Origin of the sequence: Empedobacter brevis NBRC 14943 = ATCC 43319, assembly GCF_000382425.1 — a bacterium.
In the GTDB taxonomy this organism is placed as follows: domain Bacteria; phylum Bacteroidota; class Bacteroidia; order Flavobacteriales; family Weeksellaceae; genus Empedobacter; species Empedobacter brevis.
In genome coordinates, this window is sequence record NZ_KB908292.1 from 260,283 (window position 1) to 282,641 (window position 22,359).

A 22,359-nucleotide genomic window follows, 5' to 3' on the forward strand; every position below is an offset into this window, starting at 1 on the left:
TTGTCTATAAAAACAAAAAACTCGCAAATTGCGAGTTTTTTGTTAATCTTTTATTCCGTTAAAAATATACTGTAAAATTGGATTAATTTCCGGATTTTCAAGGTGTTTCTTGAAAATTTTCGTGTAATATTTTGGTTTATTAATCATTTTACGTTCCACCAATTCGTCTATTGTATCAATGTATTCAACAGATGTTTTTCCAATCAATAAATTATCTAATGATCTCCCTTGATCAACATAATTTAAAATTGTTTTCAACCCTTTTAAATAAAGTGCATCTTTTGTAAAACCTCCTCCGCGGTAGACACGAGTTGTTAGATAAAAAGCGTCTTCAGGTTGCATTTTATATTCTTCCATTAAAATCATAAATGTTTCGTTGAATGATTTTCCGCTCGTTAACATATGTACAGCTATTACGCGCAATCCAAGCTCTCTTAATCGGCTATGATTAATAGAATCTGAATAATATTCACTTAAAATTGCCAGACCTTCCTGTGTTAACGTATTAACAGGTAAACCAATGCTAAATATTTTCAATGGTTGATCCAACGAGTTCATTGTTGTCACCATGTGTACACCAATTTCGTGCTCAATTAAACCAGTTGTAAAGCGTTTATCAAATTTAACACCTCGTTTAATCACTACTTTTTTCTTACTGTTGATTACAAGTGCTTTTGAAGCAATATCATCAGAAACTTCTATATCAAATTTAAACCCGTAATCACTTGTTGCATTTCTAAAAAGATTCACGACTTCTTCTTCTGTATAATTTCCTTGTTTATCCATTCTAAACTCTGGGCAATACAAAATGAAATTTGCATTTTCGATGTCTTTTTTCGAAGGTTCCCCAAAGTAACGCAACGAATTGTATAAAAATTTATCGGTACCAAGATTGGCTAACAAATCTACTTTGTCAAAATATGAATTTATCGTATCGACATACATATTTTGAATACTGATATCGTTTATCTTTTCAACCTTAATATTGGACAATTTTCTTTTAAACTCGAATGGATCAATGTTCAAAGGATTGTATTTAAATTGAGGTTCATAAGTATATTTAGAAGCTAGGAATTTTTTCTTCTCAAATTCTAAATTAATAGGATTGATAACACTTAACAACTCAAAGTTTTGAACCAATTGATACAATTGTTTATCAATTTTCACCAAATCTGACTCCAACTCATTGTGCAGAATGTTTACCTGTTTAGATCCAACTTTATAAGTCGTTTCCGTTTTTACAAATTCAAAAGCATGATTAAGAATCGCAGATTTAAACCCTTCTTTTATTTGGTTGATAATTTCAGGAAAAGATTCTCCTGTTAGCTCATCACAATATATTTTAGAGACTTCAGTTGCCAGAACCAATGTATTCTTAAAATTAGTCGTCACAAATTCTAACAAATATCCACGACCATAGAATACATCGTTTATCGCTGAATAATTGTGAATGTTTTCCAGCTCAATATTTGCTAATTCATCGCGCCAGCTTTCTACATATTTCCCGTAACGTTCATTGTCCACACGCTCAGAACCGATATTAAAAACAGGAACAGGTCTATCCCAACGTTTCCAATTGTACGAGTGTATATCATAAACCAAACATGATTTAAATTTCGATTCAAGTTTCTTAATCAAGGCTTCAAAAACTTCATAAAAAGCATGATGTTTCGCGATACTTTTTTGTTTTTGAGAAGTTGATAAAGGTTCTTTCCATACTTGTTTTCCCCAAGCTTCTTCGTATACAGCAGTTTCAGGACCTCGGTTTAAATCATATTCAAAACGAGAATCACATCCTTGAATAAGAACAGGAAAAGTTTCGATAAACTCAGCAGTATGCGGATCTTCTTCATACCATCGCTCGTAATTACTCAACAAACATTTTTCGCGAATATCTTCACGCATCTGCCCGCCATCATGAATTGCAGCGCAAACATAAGGAATGTATTCGTCAATTTTTATTTTGAATGATTCGTCTTCTGCATATGCTTCAAATACAATTTCGCTCTCAATGTTATCTAAAATTTGCTGTATACTTAAGGTTTTCATGCTTTAAATTCTTTATATCTCTCCAATAACATCGAAACAATTTGTTTTTGTATCTCCGTGTTATTGTTTACATTATTGTGAGGAACAATTCCTCCGGGACTTACGACATTCAATTCAACCATTTTACCGTTAATCAAATCAATTCCGCAAAAATAGATTCCATCTTCATTTAACTGTTTTCCTATTTTACGGCACAATTCTAATTCATGTTCATTCATATCATGTCGGATTGCAGAACCACCGGCTGAAATATTAGAACGATGATCACCTTCTGCAGGAACACGCATTATAGCACCAATTGGTTCTCCATTAATGACAATCGCACGAACATCTCCTTTTTCTGCTCCCTCTATATAATTTTGGCAAATAATAGGTTGGGCATTTCCTGTATGGTTGATATAAAAATCGCAAATCGAGCTTAAGTTACCAATATTTTTTCGTTCAAAGAGTATAACACCTTTTCCTCCCATGCCATCTAAAGGTTTGATGATAAATTTTTCAAACTTATTTTCTTCTACAAATGACCTGATTAAATCAATATCCTTTGTAATAAGTGTCTGAGGAACAATCGTTTCTTCACCATCATCAAAAGATGCTGCATAGATTTTATTGTTTGCTTTACGTAAACCCGAAATTTTATTTACGAAGAATACTTTCTCTTCTATCAATTCCAACATGTTTAGTAAAAGCGGATCAATAGGAGGATCTGCCCTCATAAAAATCATGTCAAACTCGGTCAAATCTTTTATACTACTTTCAAATTTCATGGTATGATAAAATTCAACACAATCTTCCGTTTCTGAAGTGATCATCTTTTTGCAGTTCCCTACAACTTTACCTTTGGCAATAGAGATATCTTTTTTTGTCAAATAGGATACTTCAAAACCACGGTCTACGCATTCTTTGATAATTCGCATTGTGGTATCTTTACCTGGTTCAACCTTGTCCCAAGGATACATTACGAAGCATATTTTCATATAAATAAAAAGGGTATTAAAATCAATGCAATAATAACTAAAAGTTTAATACAAAAAATACTCTACAAAAAAATATATAATATTTGTTTCGATTCTACGAAAACAACTGATTACTAACAAGTAATCAAACAAAAGGGTGATTGATTTTTTAATTTCAATCACCCTCAGGTTGGTAAACTATAAACTATTTATTTCTTAAACGATCAATTGTTTCTTGAACTTTCGGATCATCTGCTTTTACGCTGTAGTAATCTGCAATTTTTCCATTTTGATCAAGAACCATATACCGAGGTATCCAATTTAAATCAATACCTGTGCCAAAATTACCTTTCCAATTATTTCCCATGTAAAAGTGCTGACCTTCAATTTGATATTTTTCAATCCCTTTTTTCCATGCTTCCTCCGTTTTGTCCATTGAAAGGTAAACAAATGTTACATCAGGATTTTTTTCGTGTAAGGCTTTCAATGCAGGCATGTTTTTGATACAATCTCCACACCATGTTGCCCACAAGTCCAACAAGACAATTTGTCCTTTATAATTTGAAAAAGCTTTTTCGATGGTTACCGAATCTCCTTCAGAAGTTACCACTATATCCTGTAAGGCTGCCTCCGGAAATTCAGTTTTCATCACCGTCGGAATTTTCTGCGAAAAAGCAGTAATTCCTACAAATAATATTAAAACGCTAATTATTCTTTTCATGATAATTTTTTATCGATTTCATGTATTTTCAAAATCTATACCAATTTAGTAGATTTATAAGCGAAGTTAAATATTTATTTCGAATCATAGCAAAAAGATGTAATTTTGTTTCATGCAAAAATATCTGATTATTGGGTTGGGAAATATTGGAGCTCAATACGAAAACACTCGTCATAACATTGGTTTCAAAGTCGTTGAAGAAGTTGCTAAAAGAGCGGATGCGAAATTCTCGCCTTCTAATTTTGGTGATATCGCCCAATTTAAATATAAGGCACGTCCGGTGACATTATTAAAACCAAACACTTACATGAATTTGAGTGGGGATGCAGTTCGTTTTTGGATGAAAAAGGAAAATATTTCACTCGAAAATATATTTGTCATCACAGATGATTTAAATCTGCCTTTTGGAACAATTCGTATACGTGGTAAAGGAAGTGATGGCGGACATAATGGATTGAAAGATATTCAAAATAAAATAGGTGGGCAAAGTTATGCTCGATTACGCTTTGGTGTAGGAAACGAATTTTCTGACGGAAAACAAGTTGATTACGTTTTAGGAGAATGGTCTGCAGAAGAAAACGAAAAAATGAATGAGCGATTAAATTTATCTGCAGATGCTATTTTATCGTTTATTTTTCAAGGATTAAGTAATACAATGAATCAATACAATGGGAAATAAAATTTTAGGAATCGCCCTGCTTACAGGTATACTATTTTTAAGCTCTTGTGCAAACCAATCACCAAATATTGAAGGAAAACAGGCTAAGCAAGAAGAAATCTTGTCAACATTGGACAACGCATCGGAAGTTAATCTGAAAAATAAAAAGAATATTTTATTGGATGTTCGTACACCGGAGGAATTCGCTGAAGGGCATGTTCCCGGAGCAATTAACATTGATGTAAAAAATTCGAGCTTTGAAAAAGAAATTCAGAAATTAGACCCAAAGAAAAATTATTACATCTACTGTAAATCTGGCGTTCGAGCGAAATTAGCAACTGAAAAAATGCAAGAAAAAGGGTTCAAGAATGCGAAGAATTTCAAAGATGGAATGTCTACTTACCAAGGAACTATAGCTAAATAATGGAAGGATTTCGTCCCGAAATATTAAAAGAAATTGTCACAACAAAAATGCCCTTCGGTAAATATGAAGGGCGTTTATTATGCGACCTCCCTGTATCTTACCTCGAATGGTTTGTTGGTAAAGGTGGTTTTCCAAAGGGTAAACTGGGCATTTTATTATCGACCGTTTACGAAATAAAATTGAACGGATTAGAAGAGATTATCTATGAATTGAAACGTCAATTTGGCTCAACTTCCAACTGATAGATTCTCGATTCTTCTTCCCAAGGATGATACCCTTGCCCAATATACTTGAAACCAAATTTCTCATAATACCCCACATGATCTGTACAAAGATTCAGGTGTCTAAAGCCAAATTTCTTTGTATCTTTTTTAGCTTGATCAATTAAAAGTGAAGCATAATTATTCCCTCTTTCTTCCTCCGTAATATAAATGGCACAAATCCAAGGATAAAGATCCATTCTGCTAATAAAATCATTGGTAATCAAACCAGCACAACCAATAATTTTATCGTCCTTTTCTAATAAATACCATTGAGGAAGCGGATTTTCTGAATTGATCGAATTTACGATACAATCTTCATAAATAATCGGAGCAACCTCGCTCCAACTTTCTTGTATATATTGAATTCCCTTGTTCAGATATTCTTTATTTTCTCTTAATGTAATAATCTTCATCATTTAATTAATTTATTTGGTTTCCCATTCATAGAAATTTGCATCATTGCGCAATTGAAATCCTGCACTTGTATACAACGAATTCCCGATCTCATTTGTAACACTTGTCTCCAATAACATGGCACAAGCATCTGTTTTGCGACACAAATTCTTTGCTTTTTCAATCAATTCTCTCGAAAAACCTTGACCACGAAATTCTGGCGAAACAAACAAATCATTCAATATCCAGAAACGTTTCATTCGAGTGGATGAAAATAAAGGATACAATTGAATAAAACCTACCGCATTTTCTTTCTCATCAAAAACCAAATAAATAACAGATTCATTATTTACAATTCGTGCTTTCAAAAATTCTTCAGCAGCTTTTACATCCGATTTTTTATCATAAAATTGACGATACGCATCAAATAAAGGAACTAATTCGTCTAAATTATTGATTGTAGCTTGTGTTGTCATGATTTTTTAATTTTCGATAAATTATTATTACATATAAGATTAGAAATGCTAAAAAAGCTATAATGATAAAATAATTTCTTTTATTATGAATAGATTTTGAAATTAAAATTTGATTGCCTTTTTCTAACTGAATGATAGAAATTGTATTTTGATTTTTATCAATTCCTTCATTATAAATTTTTACAAAGTCACCAATTTTTAAATCATGTATTATTGATTGATAATTATTTGAAAATCTTTCAAAATAAGAATATTTATTGTTATCATTTTTAATTTTCATGTAGAATACATCAGTTTTTGTTGTAATGCTTCTATGAGAAGTTCCTTTACTAATTCTTTCTGTTATTCCTATTTCAGAAATTATACCTTGATTTAATTTAAAATCATTTTCAGATTTGGTAATGTCTTTTATTAAACCGAAAATAATGAATACAAATACAATTGGTAAAAAAACAATACCTAACCATTTTATTAAATTAGAAATTCTCACATTTTCAAATTAAATTCATCCATACAAATTACTTCCATCAAGATATTCCCAAACTTTTGGAGGTAACATTGGTTTGATATTTTTTCCATCTTTGATTGCATTTCGGATAAATGTAGAAGAAATTTCCATCAAAGGTGCTTCGACCATTTCTACATTATCCAAATTTTCTTCTTGCGAATAACCGGGACGCGGATAAACATACAATTGATAATCGCGCATTAAAATCTCAGCATTTTTCCATTTTGAAATTCCATCTAAATTATCAGAACCCATAATCAACGCAAAATCATGTTCAGGATATTTCTCGTTGAGATGAATTAACGTATCAATTGTGTACGAAGGTTTCGGTAAAGTGAATTCGATGTTCGACGCACGAAGATTAGGATAATCTTTAATCGCTAATTCAACCATTTCTAATCGGTCGTATTCATTTGCCAAAGAACTTTTTTTCTTCAACGGATTTTGAGGCGAAACCACAAACCAAACCTGATCCAAATCGGTAAATTGCTGAAAATGATTCGCAATAATTAAATGTCCAACATGAATAGGATTGAATGATCCAAAATATAAACCGACCTTCATAGAATTGTTTTTTTATAAAAAACAAAAATACAATAAATCCACTATTAAAAAATCCAGCCGGAGCTGGATTCTATAATCTAAAATTTCATCAATTCTTTATATAGCTTATGTGTGGGAAGCCCCATCACATTAAAATAACTCCCGTTCATATTGTCTACTCCAATATAACCTATCCATTCTTGGACACCGTATGCCCCGGCTTTATCAAAAGGTTTGTAATGATCAATATAAAAATAAATTTCTTCATCAGATAATTCAGTAAAAGTCACTTGTGTTTCATCCGAAAAAGTCACTTCTTTTTCAATGGAACGAATCGTAACAGAAGTATAAACAGAATGTGTTTTTCCACTCAATTTTTTTATCATTTCATAAGCTTCTTCACGATTTGAAGCTTTCTCTAACGATTCATCATCTAGCCAAACAGTTGTATCAGATGTAATGATTAAATCATTGGGCTGAATAGCTGAGTAGGCCTTTGCTTTCTTTGCAGAAAGATATGCTGTGATTTGTTCTTTTTTGAATTGATCCCGGTCAAAAGACTCATCAATATCAAGTGAAACTGTCGAAAATTGTAATCCTAACCCCGCTAAAAGTTCTTTTCGTCTTGGCGATTGAGATGCCAAAATAATGTTGGCCTCCTTAAATTTTTCTGTTAATAACATTTTAAATTCTCTTATACCGAAGCGACACCTTCGGCATTATACCATTTGTCCTGAACTTTTAAGATTTGCTCTAATAGATCACGAACGCATCCTTTCCCTCCATTCTCTGGTGAAATATATTCTGACGCTTTACGCACATCCATACACGCATCATTCGGACAACATGCCAAGCCTACTAGACTCATCACAGCTAAGTCTGGATAATCGTCGCCCATATAAGCTACTTCATCAGGATTCAAACCATACGAAAAAAGTAAATCTTCGAAAGCTTCCACTTTGTCGCGTTTATTCACATAAATATCTGTTAAGCCTAAATATTTTAGGCGATTTATTACCGCTTCGTCTTTTCCTCCTGTAATTACGGCAACTCTGATTCCTTGTTTGATGGCTAATTGCATCGCATAACCATCGCGTGTATTCATTGTTCTCACCATTTCGCCAGTTGGTAATAAAATTAAATTTCCATCTGTCAAAACTCCATCTACATCTAAAATAACCGTTTTAATGTTATTTAATTTCTCTTTGTAACTTATCATTTTTCGTAAACTCGCTTTATTGAATCTGTCAATAGTTGGTAAATCTGTAATAATCTCGAATCATTTTGTAAAGCCTCTAAATGACGATCTATAATCATCTGATCTCCACGTTTTGCAGGACCTGTTTGAGCATCTTTCGGATTCATTTCAATTACTTTATTTGCTGTTTCCTGAATCAGGGGTAATAATACATCAAACGGAACATTATTTTGTTCACAAATATTACCCGCTATATAATACAAGTGATTGACAAAGTTATTTGCCCAAACACCTGTCATGTGAACTTGCATTCGGCTTGCAAAATTTAGTTCATGTACTTCACTTGAAATACGGCTCCCTAATTCATTTAACTTTTTTAAATCGTCCGGATTTTCAGCTTCAATAAAAAATGGAATATTATCATAGCGCATTGTTCTTTCTTTTGAGAAAGTTTGCAAAGGATAAAAAACGCCTTTGCGGTAATCTCCTTTCAAAACTGACAGAGGAGATGAACCGGAAGTATGAACGACCAAAACGTCGTCGTATGGAATATAATGCGAAAATTCTTCGATTCCAGAATCTGCACTCGCGATAATATAAATGTCTGCTTTTTCTATTTCAGATATTCTATCTGTATAAGAAATTCTATTGGCTTCACCGATTTCTTTAGCGTGCTCTAATGTTCTATTGAATATTTGTCGAACATTGCAAGTGTTTTCGATTAATGCACGAGTTAAATGAAATGCAACATTTCCCGCACCTAATATGACAATTGAACTCAATGTTTTAGCATTTTTCTTGTTAATATTAAACGAATGATAAAAGTAGCTTTTTCATTCGAGGAAATAAAATTTTAAAAAAAAATTAAAATTGCTGTAACATTTTTGACTCCTTTGCGTCTTATAGGGAAAAGTTGCTCTAATCAACTTTTTGTATTATGTAAAACATAGTACTTAAAAAAAATAAAAAATTTTGTAACAAAACGTTTTTTAAAACGTCTAATTAGATAAAAATTGTGACAACTGTGATAATGTATTATGTAAAACATAGTACTTGTTAAAAAATATTAACTATGAGATTAAACAAAATTACTTTAGCTATTCTTTTCTCCGTTTGCTCTATTTACGGATTTGCACAGGAACACTATCCTGTGAAAGGAAAGATTGAAAACGCAAAAAATGAAGCTGTCGGTATGGCGGCAATTCAAATTTATAAAGCAGATTCAAAAGAATTGTTCGACGAAGTCTATGCCAATGAAGATGGAACATTCGAAATTCCAGATTTAGAAGATGGCAACTACCGTTTAATCATTACAGAATTTGGTTATCAACAATCTGTGACAACTGCAGAGGTAAAAGGAGGCGAACTAAATTTAGGTAACATTGTTTTACAAAATTCAAAAACTGAAACCGTAGAGTTGAAAGGTGCTTTTGTTCGTGCAGAAGTTTCTCAATACCGCAACGAAATTGATAAACGTGTGGTAGAAGTCGGGAATGATTTAATCAGTTCCGGAGCAGATGCTGCCGCAGTTTTGAATAATATACCTTCTGTTAATGTTGATCAGCAAACTGGAGAATTATCGTTAAGAGGTAATGAAAACGTGAAAATTTACATCGACGGAAAACCTTCTTCTTTGTCTGCATCACAAGTATTAAAACAGATTCCTTCCAACCAAATTCAACGTGTTGAAATTATCACGAATCCATCTGCAAAATACGAAGCAGACGGTAAATCCGGAATTATTAATATTGTAATGGTTAAAGGTCAAAAGAAAGGGTATAATATCGCTTTAAATACAGGTTATGAACAAGGAAAAAGAAGTCGTTTTAATAATTCATTAACTGCAAATGTAAACACTGGATCTTTCAATTTTTTCGGAAATTATAGTTACAATAAACGTCCAAGTGAATTTCATGGTTATTTGAATAATTATGACACTAATCTTAGAAGTGCAATTGATATTTTAAATAATGATGAAAGTCAAGCTGGAAAAATTGGTTTTGACTGGTTTATTGATGACAAAACAGCTTTAACAGTTTATACCAATCAATGGTTTGGAAAAGGAACGGGAGAAATTGGTTCGGATATGATTAATACATCTAATCAAAATTTTTATCCTAACAATTCAAATTATGATGGAGACTGGAGAAGCCAAGATTATAGTTTGAACTTTAAACGAGATTTTGATAAAGAAGATCATAACATTGTATTAGACGCATTCTTCTCGAAAGCAAAAAATACAGATTTACGAAATATGTATAATTACTATCCGGAAGAAGAAAAATATTATGAAGATCGTGATGATAGAACGGATAACATTCGTGTCAATTTAGATTATACAAACCAAATAAAAGACGGTGGTAAAATAGAAGCCGGGGTACAATTTAGAAGAGAACAAAACGATAATAGTTTGTTAACAGATAGACGTATTCTAGTAAAAGGACAAATTTATGACCCAAGTACTGATTTTAATTTTACGAGAGATTTTTTCTCTGCATATGTTAATTATGGTCAAAAATTTGGGAAATTTGGAATGCAGTTAGGCCTACGTGCAGAACAATTTAAAGATAAAGGAGATTATTTGGTAAATGTTATTGAAGAAGGAAAAATTGATCAAGATAAATTAGACTTCTTTCCATCTGCTTTCTTAACGTACGATGTAACTGAAAAAGGACAAGTCTCTTTAAACTATAGCCGCCGTATTGATCGTCCAAGAATTGGACAACTATCTCCGGTTCCGGAATGGTCAACGCCAATGATGTCAAGTATCGGAAACCCTTTATTAAGACCAGAGTACACAAATAGTTTAGAGGTTGGTTATTTACAACGTTTTGGCAAAAACTCCATTTCTGCCAATGTTTTCTATAGACATATCAAAGATAATATCTTCAGAAATGTTTTACGAAACGAAGAAGTTGCCGGAGCATATATTCAGAATTATGAAAACTATGACAAGGTAAGTGCCTATGGTTTTGAACTAAGTTTTAATCTTGCCCCAACAAAATGGTGGTCGTCTAACATTAGTGGAGATTATACACACAATACAATGGTTGTTCAACAAAACGATGAATTAGTAGAAATGGATGCAAACCGCTTAACAGCCCGTATGAACAACACCTTCAAACTTACAAAAGCAATTAGTTTACAGCATTTCTTTATGTACCAAGGAAAATTCAGGTTTATTCAAGGAGAAATGCAGGACATGTGGCGTATGGATTTAGGCGCTCGTTATACATTTATGGGTGGAAAAGCATCATTAAGTGCTCGTGTCAGTGATATTTTCAGAACATTCTACGGACGTTTAGAAATGTATTCACCAGATAGAGGGTCAGGAAATTTCCGTTGGGAAGCACATACAATGAACATTGGGTTCACCTACAATTTTGGAGGAAAAGTACGTAATCGTGCAGAAGCTCAACAAAATAAATCAGATAACCAAGGTGGTGGAGTTGGTTTCTAATAAATTACATTCTTCATTTATATAATATTTTTAAAACTAAAAAGAGTTCCAAAATAATTTGGAACTCTTTTTTATTGAGTAATATATTATTTTTATTGAATTTCTTTTTTGAATAATTTGTTCAAGGTCACAGTAATTGCACCATCGCCGGTAACATTTCCCGCCGTTCCAAAACTATCCATCGCTATATAAAGCGCAATCATCAATGCTTGATTTTCGGCACTGAATCCCAGCATCGAAGCAATAATTCCGATTGCAGCCATAATTGCACCTCCGGGAACTCCTGGTGCCGCAACCATTGCAATTCCAAGCATCATGATAAATCCTAAAAATTGTACAAAATCAATTTGCATTCCTTGTATCAACATCAAAGCCAAACAGCAACAGACAATTTTTAACATCGATCCTGATAAATGGATTGTTGCACACAAAGGCACAGAAAAGTTAGCAATTTCTTCGCGAACACCAATTCTCTTTACTTGTTCTATTGTAACAGGAATTGTTGCTGCAGAAGACTGTGTTCCTAAAGCTGTAAAATAAGCAGGTAACATTAATTTGAGCATTTTGAATGGATTTTTCTTTGCAACAATTCCTGCTATTGTAAATTGAATAATCAATAAAATAACATGAAGCACGAAAATAACCCCAATAATTTTTAAGAAAACATTCATAATGGTCACTACTTGTCCTGAATAAGACATATTTAAGAAAATTCCAAAAATAAAGATGGGCAATAATGGAATGATTAAATGTTGAATCAAGTACGTGATGATTTCTTCAAAATCGGCTGCAAATTTACCAAAAGTTGAGTCTTTTAATCGCGATAATCCTATTCCGAAAAGAAAGGAAAATACCAAAGCCGGCATCACCTCAAATAACGGAGGGAATTCTATTGAAAAATAAGGTGTAAATTCTTTTGCTTTCTCAACCAGATTCAATTGTCCAGTTTGATGTTCTAATAAACTCGGAAATACAGACATACTCACAGAATAACCTAATAAACCTGAAAAAATCGTTGAACCATAAGCTATTAAAACTGTTGTTAATAAGAGTTTCCCTGCAGTTTGTCCTAACCTTCCAATGGACGGAACGATTAACCCAACGATAATTAAAGGAATAAGAAAGTTAAGTAATTCGCTAAAAAAATCGTTGAATGTCATAAATATACGACCAATAGCTTCCGGAATAATTCCGCCTAATGCAATTCCAAGTACAATGGCAAGAATTACTTTTACAAGTAAGTTGTCTTTAAGTTTGTGCATTTTCAAATTTAAAAAAAATCCACCCATTTCATGATTTTTATTCCAATTGTTGAAAAAAGAAAAAGCGATACTTATACTTAAGTATCGCTTTTTATATGAAAATAAAATATAAAATTATTTTTTAGGTAAACGTACAATTCGGCTCGCATCGTTTGTGTAAGCTTTGTTTCCACTTAATTTTTTGTATGCAAATTTAGAAGCCAAACGCGTATTTTCAGAACTAATATTGTTTGTCACATCTCCTTTATTATTCATTCGATCAACAATATCATAGGTTACATCATACCCCAACTGTTCGTAACGCGTAGGAAATTCACAATACACTTCTTTAAAATCTTTAATGACACTTTGTACCTCTGTATCTCTTGTATTGATTAAACGTGCCGTACTGAATACAAACCCAAATTCACGGAAAGCATCAATATTTTTTGCATTTTCGGAACTATAAACATCATACACCGAAACAGATTTTATTCCGTAGGCTTTGATATTATCCTTGTTAAATGTTTTTAATTTTTCTAAATACTGTCTACCCAAAGTATCATCATCACCAACTAAAACCGTAATAATTGGTGTATAATAATCTTCGTTATTTACTTTATCGTGAGGTTGCACAATTTTCGTAGCACTATCAACAATCACAACATTCGCTTTCAACTGTTTTTCAAGTTGTTTCTTGGTATAATTTGCTAATTCCTGGTCGTCTCGATTTGTCAACAAATAAACTTGTTCCCCGGCAAAGTTTTTTCCAATTTCTTCAATAATTTGATCAGCAATTACTTCATCTTTTGGATTAGAAATCAATAAATCATTAAAAGAATTTAATGAGTCATCATTTGCATAAGGAGAAATTACAGGGATACCTGAATTACTAAAGAAATTCGCCACTTCGGTAACATCGGAAGTATTCAATGGTCCGATAACGGCATCTGTTTTGCTAAAATCTGTTGTCGATAAAATATCATGTAAAGAGCCATTTTTAGTATCAATAACTTTAACATTCACACTTTTTCCTTTTTTTGCCAAACGAGTCAAAGCTAACTTTGTACCTGTGAAAAATTGCATGGCTTGCGAATTTTTCAATTGTGGATTATTCGCGACATCAAAAGGGAGCATAATGGCAATATTAATTTCATTGTCACTTGCACGTTTCAACTTACCTGCTGTTCCGTATTTAATAATTTTTGCTCCTTTTTGCAATGGAATTCTCAATGTCATTCCAGCTTTTAAACCATTAATTAAATCAGGATTTAAACGCAGCAATTCATCTAAATTCGTATTGTATTTCTCTAAAATACCATAAGCAGAATCTCCGTTTTGAACCACATAATTTATCGTATTTTCTTCTATAACGGCAGAACCTGATTTCTTTGGAATAGTAATTACCATTCCTTCTTTCTCTCCTGTCTGCAGAGCTGGATTTTCAGCATAAAAATCATCCACGCTCACATTATACTGTTTAGCTAACGTATACAAGGTTTCTCCTTTTTTGATTAAATGAGTTCCTTTTGGAACAGAGAATACTTTGTTATTTACAGTTTTCGGAATCTTAATCACGTCTCCGATTTCTAATCCTCTTTCTTTTAGCTGAGGATTTAGAGAATTTAATGTTTCTTCCGAAATTTTATATTTTTTTGTCAAATTGTAAACCGTTTCTTTCGGTTCAATTGTAATGTACAAATAATTATCGTCCGAAGTCGTTTCATTCGAAACTGTACTTTTAGGTGTATTATCTTCAGTTGGTTTGGTTGTCGTAGCTCCTTTACCCGGAATCACGATCAAATCACCTGGATGAATTCCATTTTTTTCAATCTTAGGATTGGCTTTATACAATTCTTCCTGCGAAACACCGTACTGTTTCGAAATTCCGTAAACGGTTTCTTTCGCTTGAACTGTATGCGTTTTTTGCTGTGCATAAAGTGATGATGCTCCGACAAATAACAATAAAGCTAATATTTTTTTCATTTAGATGAATTTTCGTGGTCAAATATACAAATTATGTTTTGTTTAAAGTTCTTCATTCAATGTATTTATGATAAACTCAAACGCAAAAGGCTGGAGACTATCTTCAATAAAATCAATGAAATACTGGATGTCAATGTAATCAAAATCAGCAAAATTTTTCACACGTTCCTGCAGTCCATTTTGTTGAGAAAGTTCATTCAATAATTGTTCAATTCTTTTCAGTAAATCTTCATTCTTCTTGACTTCTGCATGCACCAAACGTTTTTTGATTTTCTCAAAACCTTTCAATTGTTTTGTACGTTGCGCTTGTATCATATCAGCAAAAGAAGACTCTGTTAACGAACTCAAATGTTCCAAACGATTAAAAATACTCTTTAATTCTTCTTCCAATTCAGGAAGTTTTGGAGCAATCTCTGAAGAAGCCATCGATTGGCTTTTCGTAATAGCCAAACTACTTGAAAATAAATCTTCATTTGACACTTTCAGTTTTTGTTGTTTTTCGTATTGTTTACCAGTTCTGATTAACAATGAATTTCTCAAAACCAAAAGTGGAAAATCAACCTTAAACTGATTGAACATTTCTTTCAATTGCAACCAATAAGCTATTTCACCTCCTCCACCAACATAAGCAACATTTGGTAAAATTGTTTCCTGATACAACGGTCTCAAAATCACATTTGGACTAAATTTATCTGGATTTTGGTACAAATCAGCTAGTATTTCTTCTTTCGAAAATTTGACTGAAGTGTTATTGACAAAATACGTTCCGTTTTGTTCCACAATACGTTCACGCGAATTATTTTCTTTGATGTAAAATAAGTTTATTTCACGTGGGTTTACCTGAATCGAATAACCTAATTGTTCTAATTTTTTATTTTGAGGAATCACTTTTTTAAAAGCGATTGAATTGACTAATTCCTCTTCAAAAGCTGGAACCATCACTCTTTTTAACTCTTTATCATCTCCATCAATCATCAACAATCCTTCATCTTTGAAAAGCAAATGCACCAATTTCCGTGTAGCATCAGTTAATTTTTCGTTCGATAAATAAGATTGTTCAATTAAATTTTGAAGTTCTGTTTTCTTCTTTCCATTCGGTAAAAGTGTCAAAAAAGAGTTGAAAACTTCTTTCAATCCTTCTGTCGATAAACGTCCAACGGGTCCTCCAAAATCTTTTTCCCAATGAATAATTCGATCTCTAAATTTGAAATGATTGATTTCCTCAAAATCATGGTCTTCTGTTGCCATCCAAAACATTGGAACAAAATTAATTTCATCTTGTTCTTGGTTCAATTCTTTGCACGCTTTAACCACTTGCAAAATCTTATAAAAAAAGAAAATAGGTCCTGTAAATAAATTTAACTGATGTCCTGTTGTAATGGTAACAGTATTGTTTTCCGCTAATTTTTTGAGATTTTTCTGTTGTTTCTTCGACAATTCCAAATGACTCAATTGCTTCGAAATTTGTTCAACAAGAATTCCTCTGTTTTTATAATGTTCAAGCTTGTTTTTTGCTTGTTCGATATAGTTTTTTTTTGTTGGATATAAATGATAGAATTCTTTTAAGTTATCATCTTGATTGATATAGTTTAACATCAATTTTGAGAAATAGTTTGAATCCTTAAGTGATATTGTCTCCATTTAATTCTTATTAATTGTTTGATGGACATCCAACGCTCTGTCTGTAGCAAAAATGTCCACGCCGTCTTTTTCTAAATCGCGATAAAGTTGTCCATTTCTTGTCGAAGCACTTTTATCCAAGTTGCCTAATGTTCCAAAAATAACCAAAATATCTTTGTCATGAATTTTATCTAAAAATGACTTTTCGTTGCGACGAGTTCCCGTAAAGGCAACCATCTTGTCAGTCGGGATTCCACTATTAATCATTTCATTCAATTCACGTTCGTTTCGCATGGAAACAGACAATAACATATTTGGTGCAAGTTGATGCAACTTTCTTGCCTGGCCAACTGTATACGTTACCAATACAACCTTCTTTTGCATATTCGTTTGTTCTATTGTCGAAACAATATCGCGATAATCAACACCTTTTTTAATGTCAACCATAAAATAAATTGGTTTACTTTTCCCCCAATTTAATGCTTCTGCAAATGTCGGTACTCTATAAGAGGTTTGTTGTCCGAAATCATCTACCAAAAAGTATTCCTTAATCATTTTCAGATCAACTTGATTGACATCTTGTCGTCCTGTAGTTGTCCGCTGCAACGAATTGTCATGCATTAAAATCAATTGATTGTCTTTTGTTTCTGCAACATCTATCTCAAAGATTTGGATCCCTTTTTGAGCTAAATAGTCAAACGTTTCGATGCAATTTTCCGGAAAACCTTTTATGCCGCTTCCTCCACGATGAGCGCTGACAAAATTTTTGTTTTTGGTCGAATATTTGAAGGAGATCACATCAGAAGATGTGTGTTGATTTTGTTCGGCTTGACTTTTATTTGGATTACAACTGAAAACAGCAAGTAAACTTAAAATGAAAATTCCGAAACAAAACCGTTGAAAATATTTGAAATTCATATTTTTAAATAAAAATTTAATTTAATTCATCCTAGTATAGTGAATGATGCAGTAAATTTAAAGTGAAAATAATCAACAAAATAAATTATTATGGGACTTAGAACTTTTTTGAAACGAATTTTAGGAAAAACTGAAACAGCAATAGATGTTGCAGGAGATAAATTTGATGATGTATCTGCAACTGTCAAAAAAACAGGATCATCCATTGCAGATGATGCGTCAGATTTTGCTCGGAAAACAATTAATAATCTCAAAGACGCATCCGGAGAACTGAAAGAACAATCAAAAGAAGCAGCGAAAGACTTTAAAGAAAGATCAAAAAAAGACTATGAAGATGTAAAAGATATTGCGGAAAAGCAAATGAAAGAAACAAGTGCTTTTGTAAAAGAAAAAATTTCTGACTTAAAAGACTCTGTAAAAGAAGAAAAAACTGAACTGGAAATAAAAGCGGAAGAATTGAAAACGGAAGCAGAAAATAAATTGGATGAAATTTCAGGAGATATAAAAAAAGAAAGCAATTAATTTAGTGTTATTTGATTTTTGATTTATTTTTACCAACATTTCCGAATGTTAAATTTCTAAAGAATTTTTAAAAGCTATGAGAATGGTTTAATTTTTGTAGCTTGTATTATTCCTCGAATTAATGAATAATGACTGAATATAAAGATCTCGAGCCCTCTACTAATCCTAAGCATAAAAACGAATTCGTCAAGAATATCATCATTGCCGTTTTGGCTGTAGCCTTATTGTTGGCTATTGGCTATATTGTTTATTCTAAAGAAGCTAATGCAAAGAATTCAATAGAAATGCAAAGTGATATCAATGATTTGGAGCGTTCCAGAGAAATTTTAAAACAAGAATTACGTATCGTCAGAGCTGATTTTGATGATGCAAAAACTCGTGTTGTAAAAAAAGATTCATCATTAAGCTATCAAGACCGATTAATTTTAGAAAAGCAAAAGGAAATCCAAGCGATTCTTAATAAAGAAGACATTACCGGCGACGAATTAAATCGTGCAAAACGCTTGATTACGTCTTTACAAGCTGATATTAAAGTGTACAAAGAAGAAATTGTTCGTTTGAAAGATGAAAACAAAAAATTAACGAATAAAAACACTGAATTAACTTCTCAAAACTCAAATTTAACAGATCAAAAACAAGCTGTTGAAACGCATTTGAATGAAGAGAAAGAAAGTCATCAAAACTTAATCAAAGAAACTAATTCTACTTTGTCAATTTCCAACTATACCATCACAGGTTTACGCGTAAAGTCTAGTGGAAAAGAAATTGAAACAACAAGAGCACGAAGAATTGATAAAGTTCGAGTATCTTTTGATTTAGATAAAAACCTAAATGCAACTTCTGAAATCAAAGAGTTATACGTCACAGTTTATAAACCAAATGGAGAAATAGGAAAGTTTAAAGGTGCAAACTCCGGAGAAACAACTTTACGTTCAGGAAGTTCTATTGACTATTCGGACCGCGTTAAAGTAGATTACAATAATATGTCAGGGTCTAGGGTAACTTTTGATTGGGTCGATTATGATTTTCCAAAAGGAGAATACAAAATTGACATTTACCAAAACGGTTATAAAGTTGGTCAGAATGTCATTACATTGAAATAAAAGAAGCAAATAAAAAAGAGCGACTCATAATTATGAGTCGCTCTTTTTTATTTAACAATATTTTTCTCCATTTTTCTGCAACTTCAAATCACTTACATATGTTTTGATGTACTGTACATTGCTTCGCGGACAAATCAATAAACCTTTCTCTGAATTAATAACAATATAACCATCCAATCCATCTACAATAATAGCTTTATCTTCTGTTGAATAAATGAAATTATTCTGAGCATTGTAGCCCGAAAAATGTTTACACAATAATGTATTCTGATTATCATCTTGGTCTTCGCCTGTGTATTTATACTTTTCGTTGATTGCAGACCAGGTTCCTATATCACTCCAACCAAAAGTTGTAGGAATGACATACACATTGTCTGCTTGCTCTAAAATACCTTTGTTGATTGAAGTGACGTCCAACGTCGTGTAAATTGGTTTTAGGGTTTCTGTATTTTGCAAAGATTGATCAAGATCAAAATACTTTTTCAATGTTTCCTGCGTCGAAGGTAAATATAATTTAAATGCCTTTATAATACTATCCACCGACCAGATAAGAATCCCTGTGTTCCAAATAAATTCCCCACTTTTGATAAAAGATTCTGCAAATTCAAGATCAGGTTTATCGATGTAAGATTTTACTTTTTTAATAGGAGTTGGATGTTCTATAAACTGGATATAACTGTAATTAACATCCGGCCTCGTAGGTGCAACGCCCAAAGAAATTAATCGGTCGTTATCAGCATCTTCAAATGCTATTTTCACTTTTTCAGCAAATTCTTCTTCATCAAAAATGAAATGGTCTGAAGGAGAAATAATCAGTTTTGCATTTGGATTAATCTGTTGAATTGTCATCGCAGCCAGTAAATTACACGCTGCCGTGTTCATTACCCTTGGTTCTATGATAAAATTATTTTCATCAAATTCAGGAAGTTGCTCTTTTACAATTTCTTTATAATCGTGAATTGTCACAACAAATATATTTTCTTTTGGAACAACTTTTTTTAATCGATTATATGTTAATTGAATAAATGTTTTTCCGATTCCTAGTAAATCATGAAATTGTTTCGGTTTTTTTATTGTACTCAAAGGCCATAATCTCACTCCAGTACCGCTAGCAAGGATAATAGCATAATTATCTTTATTATTCATGATTGTTTTTTAAAGTTTATTTACAGTTGCAGTCGCGTTGATCAAATATTTTTTCTTGGTTTTCAACTCTAAACAAAGATACCTTAATTTCCGTTTGGATTCTTTTTTAAAGACTCTTTTTCCTATTGAAAATATTGTGCCATCCTCTAAATCTTCTAAATAAGTTTGAGCAGGATTTTTATCATCAATGATATATTTTGAGATATTAATATCAGCTCCTAAACTCGCTTTTGGATGTTTTGCGTGATGAAGAATATAAGGTTGTAATTCTTTTGGATAGATATGGAGCGATTCTAATAACAAATGTCCAAAAATAGTCTTCCATTCCTTTCCGTGAGGATTTATTTTCCGGGAATCAAACTGGACGAATGTTTTGAGATGAGCTACTTCATGTGTAAATACAAAAAAGAAAGCATAAGGATTAAGATCGCCATTTACCGTTATTTGATGACGATTATTTTCGATCAATTTGCGATAATCTCCTAACTTAGTTTCTCTTCTTTTTGTAATCTTAAGTGTGATATAATGATTTTCCAACCATTTTTTCACATACAAGTCTGCATGAGTAGGGAGATAAGAAATTAAATGTTCTAAATTCACATTGTGCAAGATAAATAAAAAGCCTTTCCAATAAAAATATTAATTTTGTCGTAATGAAATTAATTGCAAACATAGGGTCGTACTTTATGCTTATGGGTAAAGTATTTAGTAAACCTCAAAAAATAGGAGTTTTCTGGAAACTGACTGTTAGGGAAATATATGATTTAGGTGTCAATTCCTTAGGAATTGTGACCTTTATTTCAACATTTATGGGAGCTGTAGTTGCGATACAAATGGCACAAAACTTCCAAGGAGCTGCTATTCCTGTGCCAGATTCCTATATCGGTTATGCTACAAAAGTAGTTTTAGTCTTAGAATTTGCACCTACCATTATGTCGCTGATTTTAGTTGGTAAAGTAGGTTCTTACATCGCTTCGAGTATCGGGACTATGCGTGTTACAGAACAAATTGATGCACTCGATGTAATGGGAATTAATTCAGCTAACTTTTTAATTTTACCAAAAATTATAGCATGTGTATTCTTTAACCCATTATTAGTCATGATTTCCATTGGATTTGGGCTATTAGGGGGGTATTACATTGGCGTTTTTACAAAAATGTGGTCTGCAGCCGATTTTATTACCGGTTTACAAATGAATATGGCAACAAAATTGTTTGTTTATACATTTGTTAAAACAATGGTTTTCGCTTTTGTTATTGCAACAATTCCAGCTTATTACGGTTATAAAGTAAAAGGTGGATCCTTAGAAGTTGGTCGCTCTGCAACAACAGCAGTCGTTTGGACATCTGTAGCGATTATTGTAATCAATTTAATTTTAACACAAACAATTTTAAGCTAATGATTGAAGTAAAAGAAATCAGAAAATCATTTGATGCAGTTGAAGTACTGAAAGGTTTTTCTGTGACTTTCGAGAAAGGAAAAGTTAGTTTGATTATTGGTCAAAGTGGTTCCGGAAAAACTGTTTTTCTTAAAAACTTGATTGGATTATTAACTCCAACCTCTGGACAAATTTTGTACGAAGGTGATAACATGATTGAATTTGATTACAAAGAAAAACAACGCTTGCGTTCAGAAATCGGAGTTGTTTTTCAGGGATCAGCTTTATATGACACGATGAATATTGTAGAAAATGTAAAATTCCCTTTGGAAATGTTTTCAACTATGTCAAATGCAGATGCGGAAAAACGTGCGAGAGAAGTATTAGACCGTGTAGAAATTGCCCGTACAGCACTTAAAAAATATCCGTCAGAAATATCTGGAGGAATGCAAAAACGTGTAGCTATTGCGCGTGCGATTGTAAATAATCCTAAATATTTATTTGCTGATGAACCAAACTCTGGTTTAGACCCTAAAACTGCATTAGTTATCGACCAGTTAATCTATGACATTACAAAAGAATATAATACCACGACGGTTGTGAATACACATGACATGAACTCGGTGATGGAAATCGGTGACCATATCGTATTTCTTAAAAACGGTTTCTTAGAATGGGAAGGGACGAAAGAAGAGATTTTAGTGGCTGATAATCCGAATGTAATTGATTTTGTATATTCGTCAAATCTTTTCAAGAAATTGAGAGAAGCTCTATTAAAAGAAAAACAATAAAAAT

General features: G+C 32.4%; 24 protein-coding genes. 8 read left to right on the forward strand and 16 right to left on the reverse strand.

Annotated features, from left to right (window positions below; genetic code table 11):
• Positions 1-42: 42 nt before the first annotated feature.
• The 3 genes from H277_RS0104465 to H277_RS0104475 form a co-directional block, all read right to left on the reverse strand.
• Positions 43-2,049: a flavohemoglobin expression-modulating QEGLA motif protein gene (locus tag H277_RS0104465; RefSeq protein ID WP_019974380.1), complete on the reverse strand. Its 2,007-nt coding sequence runs from the start codon at positions 2,047-2,049 to the stop codon at positions 43-45.
• Complete coding sequence (gshB, locus tag H277_RS0104470) at positions 2,046-3,026, reverse strand: glutathione synthase (protein WP_081623188.1); 981 nt, start codon at positions 3,024-3,026, stop codon at positions 2,046-2,048. The genes H277_RS0104465 and gshB overlap by 4 nt, the downstream gene beginning before the upstream one ends.
• 184 nt (positions 3,027-3,210) lie before the next feature.
• The gene (locus H277_RS0104475; RefSeq protein WP_019974382.1) at positions 3,211-3,726 is read right to left on the reverse strand and encodes a TlpA family protein disulfide reductase; all 516 of its coding nucleotides are present in this window, start codon (positions 3,724-3,726) and stop codon (positions 3,211-3,213) included.
• Between the two features lie 112 nt (positions 3,727-3,838).
• Here H277_RS0104475 and pth point away from each other — a divergent pair, with 112 nt between their 5' ends.
• Genes pth through H277_RS0104490 form a run of 3 tightly spaced genes read left to right on the forward strand, consistent with a single transcriptional unit; the run spans position 3,839 to position 5,050 of the window.
• Positions 3,839-4,405: an aminoacyl-tRNA hydrolase gene (gene pth, locus H277_RS0104480; protein WP_019974383.1), complete on the forward strand. Its 567-nt coding sequence runs from the start codon at positions 3,839-3,841 to the stop codon at positions 4,403-4,405.
• The gene (locus H277_RS0104485; protein WP_019974384.1) at positions 4,395-4,808 is read left to right on the forward strand and encodes a rhodanese-like domain-containing protein; all 414 of its coding nucleotides are present in this window, start codon (positions 4,395-4,397) and stop codon (positions 4,806-4,808) included. The genes pth and H277_RS0104485 overlap by 11 nt, the downstream gene beginning before the upstream one ends.
• Positions 4,808-5,050 (forward strand): DUF3820 family protein, encoded by a 243-nt coding sequence (locus tag H277_RS0104490; RefSeq protein WP_019974385.1) that lies wholly within the window; start codon positions 4,808-4,810, stop codon positions 5,048-5,050. Before H277_RS0104485 ends, H277_RS0104490 begins: the two co-directional genes overlap by 1 nt.
• Here the strand turns inward: H277_RS0104490 and H277_RS0104495 are convergent.
• The 7 genes from H277_RS0104495 to H277_RS0104525 all read right to left on the reverse strand — a co-directional run bounded on the left by H277_RS0104495 (position 5,026) and on the right by H277_RS0104525 (position 8,971).
• Positions 5,026-5,487 carry a GNAT family N-acetyltransferase gene (locus tag H277_RS0104495; protein ID WP_019974386.1) on the reverse strand — a complete coding sequence of 154 codons (462 nt, stop codon included), beginning with the start codon at positions 5,485-5,487 and terminating at the stop codon, positions 5,026-5,028. The two genes, H277_RS0104490 and H277_RS0104495, sit on opposite strands and share 25 nt — an antisense overlap.
• Before the next feature lie 9 nt (positions 5,488-5,496).
• Positions 5,497-5,940: a GNAT family N-acetyltransferase gene (locus H277_RS0104500; RefSeq protein ID WP_019974387.1), complete on the reverse strand. Its 444-nt coding sequence runs from the start codon at positions 5,938-5,940 to the stop codon at positions 5,497-5,499.
• On the reverse strand, positions 5,915-6,220 hold the full coding sequence (locus H277_RS20155) for a hypothetical protein (RefSeq protein WP_146810747.1): 306 nt from the start codon (positions 6,218-6,220) through the stop codon (positions 5,915-5,917). The genes H277_RS0104500 and H277_RS20155 overlap by 26 nt, the downstream gene beginning before the upstream one ends.
• A 225-nt stretch (positions 6,221-6,445) precedes the next feature.
• Positions 6,446-7,012 (reverse strand): nicotinate (nicotinamide) nucleotide adenylyltransferase, encoded by a 567-nt coding sequence (gene nadD / locus H277_RS0104510; RefSeq protein WP_019974389.1) that lies wholly within the window; start codon positions 7,010-7,012, stop codon positions 6,446-6,448.
• A 77-nt stretch (positions 7,013-7,089) separates the two neighbouring features.
• Positions 7,090-7,674 (reverse strand): Maf family nucleotide pyrophosphatase, encoded by a 585-nt coding sequence (locus H277_RS0104515; RefSeq protein WP_019974390.1) that lies wholly within the window; start codon positions 7,672-7,674, stop codon positions 7,090-7,092.
• 11 nt (positions 7,675-7,685) lie between these two features.
• Entirely contained in the window at positions 7,686-8,210 is a 525-nt protein-coding gene (locus H277_RS0104520) for a KdsC family phosphatase (protein ID WP_019974391.1), read from the reverse strand.
• Positions 8,207-8,971, reverse strand: coding sequence for a Rossmann-like and DUF2520 domain-containing protein (locus H277_RS0104525; RefSeq protein WP_019974392.1), 765 nt, complete (start codon positions 8,969-8,971; stop codon positions 8,207-8,209). Before H277_RS0104525 ends, H277_RS0104520 begins: the two co-directional genes overlap by 4 nt.
• A 290-nt stretch (positions 8,972-9,261) precedes the next feature.
• Here H277_RS0104525 and H277_RS0104530 point away from each other — a divergent pair, with 290 nt between their 5' ends.
• The gene (locus tag H277_RS0104530; RefSeq protein ID WP_019974393.1) at positions 9,262-11,649 is read left to right on the forward strand and encodes a TonB-dependent receptor domain-containing protein; all 2,388 of its coding nucleotides are present in this window, start codon (positions 9,262-9,264) and stop codon (positions 11,647-11,649) included.
• Between the two features lie 92 nt (positions 11,650-11,741).
• Here the strand turns inward: H277_RS0104530 and H277_RS0104535 are convergent, their stop codons facing one another.
• From H277_RS0104535 to H277_RS0104550, 4 genes are all read right to left on the reverse strand, one after another.
• Positions 11,742-12,911, reverse strand: coding sequence for a dicarboxylate/amino acid:cation symporter (locus tag H277_RS0104535; RefSeq protein WP_026357407.1), 1,170 nt, complete (start codon positions 12,909-12,911; stop codon positions 11,742-11,744).
• A gap of 114 nt (positions 12,912-13,025) precedes the next feature.
• Complete coding sequence (locus tag H277_RS0104540) at positions 13,026-14,876, reverse strand: LysM peptidoglycan-binding domain-containing protein (RefSeq protein ID WP_019974395.1); 1,851 nt, start codon at positions 14,874-14,876, stop codon at positions 13,026-13,028.
• Between the two features lie 42 nt (positions 14,877-14,918).
• Complete coding sequence (bshC, locus tag H277_RS0104545; RefSeq protein WP_019974396.1) at positions 14,919-16,517, reverse strand: bacillithiol biosynthesis cysteine-adding enzyme BshC; 1,599 nt, start codon at positions 16,515-16,517, stop codon at positions 14,919-14,921.
• Positions 16,518-17,414, reverse strand: a complete 897-nt coding sequence (locus H277_RS0104550; protein ID WP_019974397.1) for a glycerophosphodiester phosphodiesterase family protein — start codon at positions 17,412-17,414, stop codon at positions 16,518-16,520.
• Between the two features lie 90 nt (positions 17,415-17,504).
• Between H277_RS0104550 and H277_RS0104555 the strand changes: the two genes are divergently transcribed.
• Positions 17,505-17,936 carry a hypothetical protein gene (locus H277_RS0104555; RefSeq protein ID WP_019974398.1) on the forward strand — a complete coding sequence of 144 codons (432 nt, stop codon included), beginning with the start codon at positions 17,505-17,507 and terminating at the stop codon, positions 17,934-17,936.
• Positions 17,937-18,064: 128 nt separating this feature from the next.
• Positions 18,065-19,039, forward strand: coding sequence for a hypothetical protein (locus H277_RS0104560; RefSeq protein ID WP_019974399.1), 975 nt, complete (start codon positions 18,065-18,067; stop codon positions 19,037-19,039).
• A 51-nt stretch (positions 19,040-19,090) separates the two neighbouring features.
• On the opposite strand, the gene H277_RS0104565 is transcribed toward H277_RS0104560, so the two are convergent.
• Positions 19,091-20,185, reverse strand: coding sequence for a mannose-1-phosphate guanylyltransferase (locus H277_RS0104565; protein WP_019974400.1), 1,095 nt, complete (start codon positions 20,183-20,185; stop codon positions 19,091-19,093).
• Positions 20,186-20,194: 9 nt separating this feature from the next.
• Positions 20,195-20,785 (reverse strand): SprT-like domain-containing protein, encoded by a 591-nt coding sequence (locus H277_RS0104570; RefSeq protein ID WP_019974401.1) that lies wholly within the window; start codon positions 20,783-20,785, stop codon positions 20,195-20,197.
• Positions 20,786-20,838: 53 nt separating this feature from the next.
• Between H277_RS0104570 and H277_RS0104575 the strand changes: the two genes are divergently transcribed.
• On the forward strand, positions 20,839-21,585 hold the full coding sequence (locus H277_RS0104575; protein ID WP_019974402.1) for an MlaE family ABC transporter permease: 747 nt from the start codon (positions 20,839-20,841) through the stop codon (positions 21,583-21,585).
• On the forward strand, positions 21,585-22,355 hold the full coding sequence (locus H277_RS0104580) for an ABC transporter ATP-binding protein (RefSeq protein WP_019974403.1): 771 nt from the start codon (positions 21,585-21,587) through the stop codon (positions 22,353-22,355). The genes H277_RS0104575 and H277_RS0104580 overlap by 1 nt, the downstream gene beginning before the upstream one ends.
• The last annotated feature ends 4 nt before the right edge of the window (positions 22,356-22,359 follow it).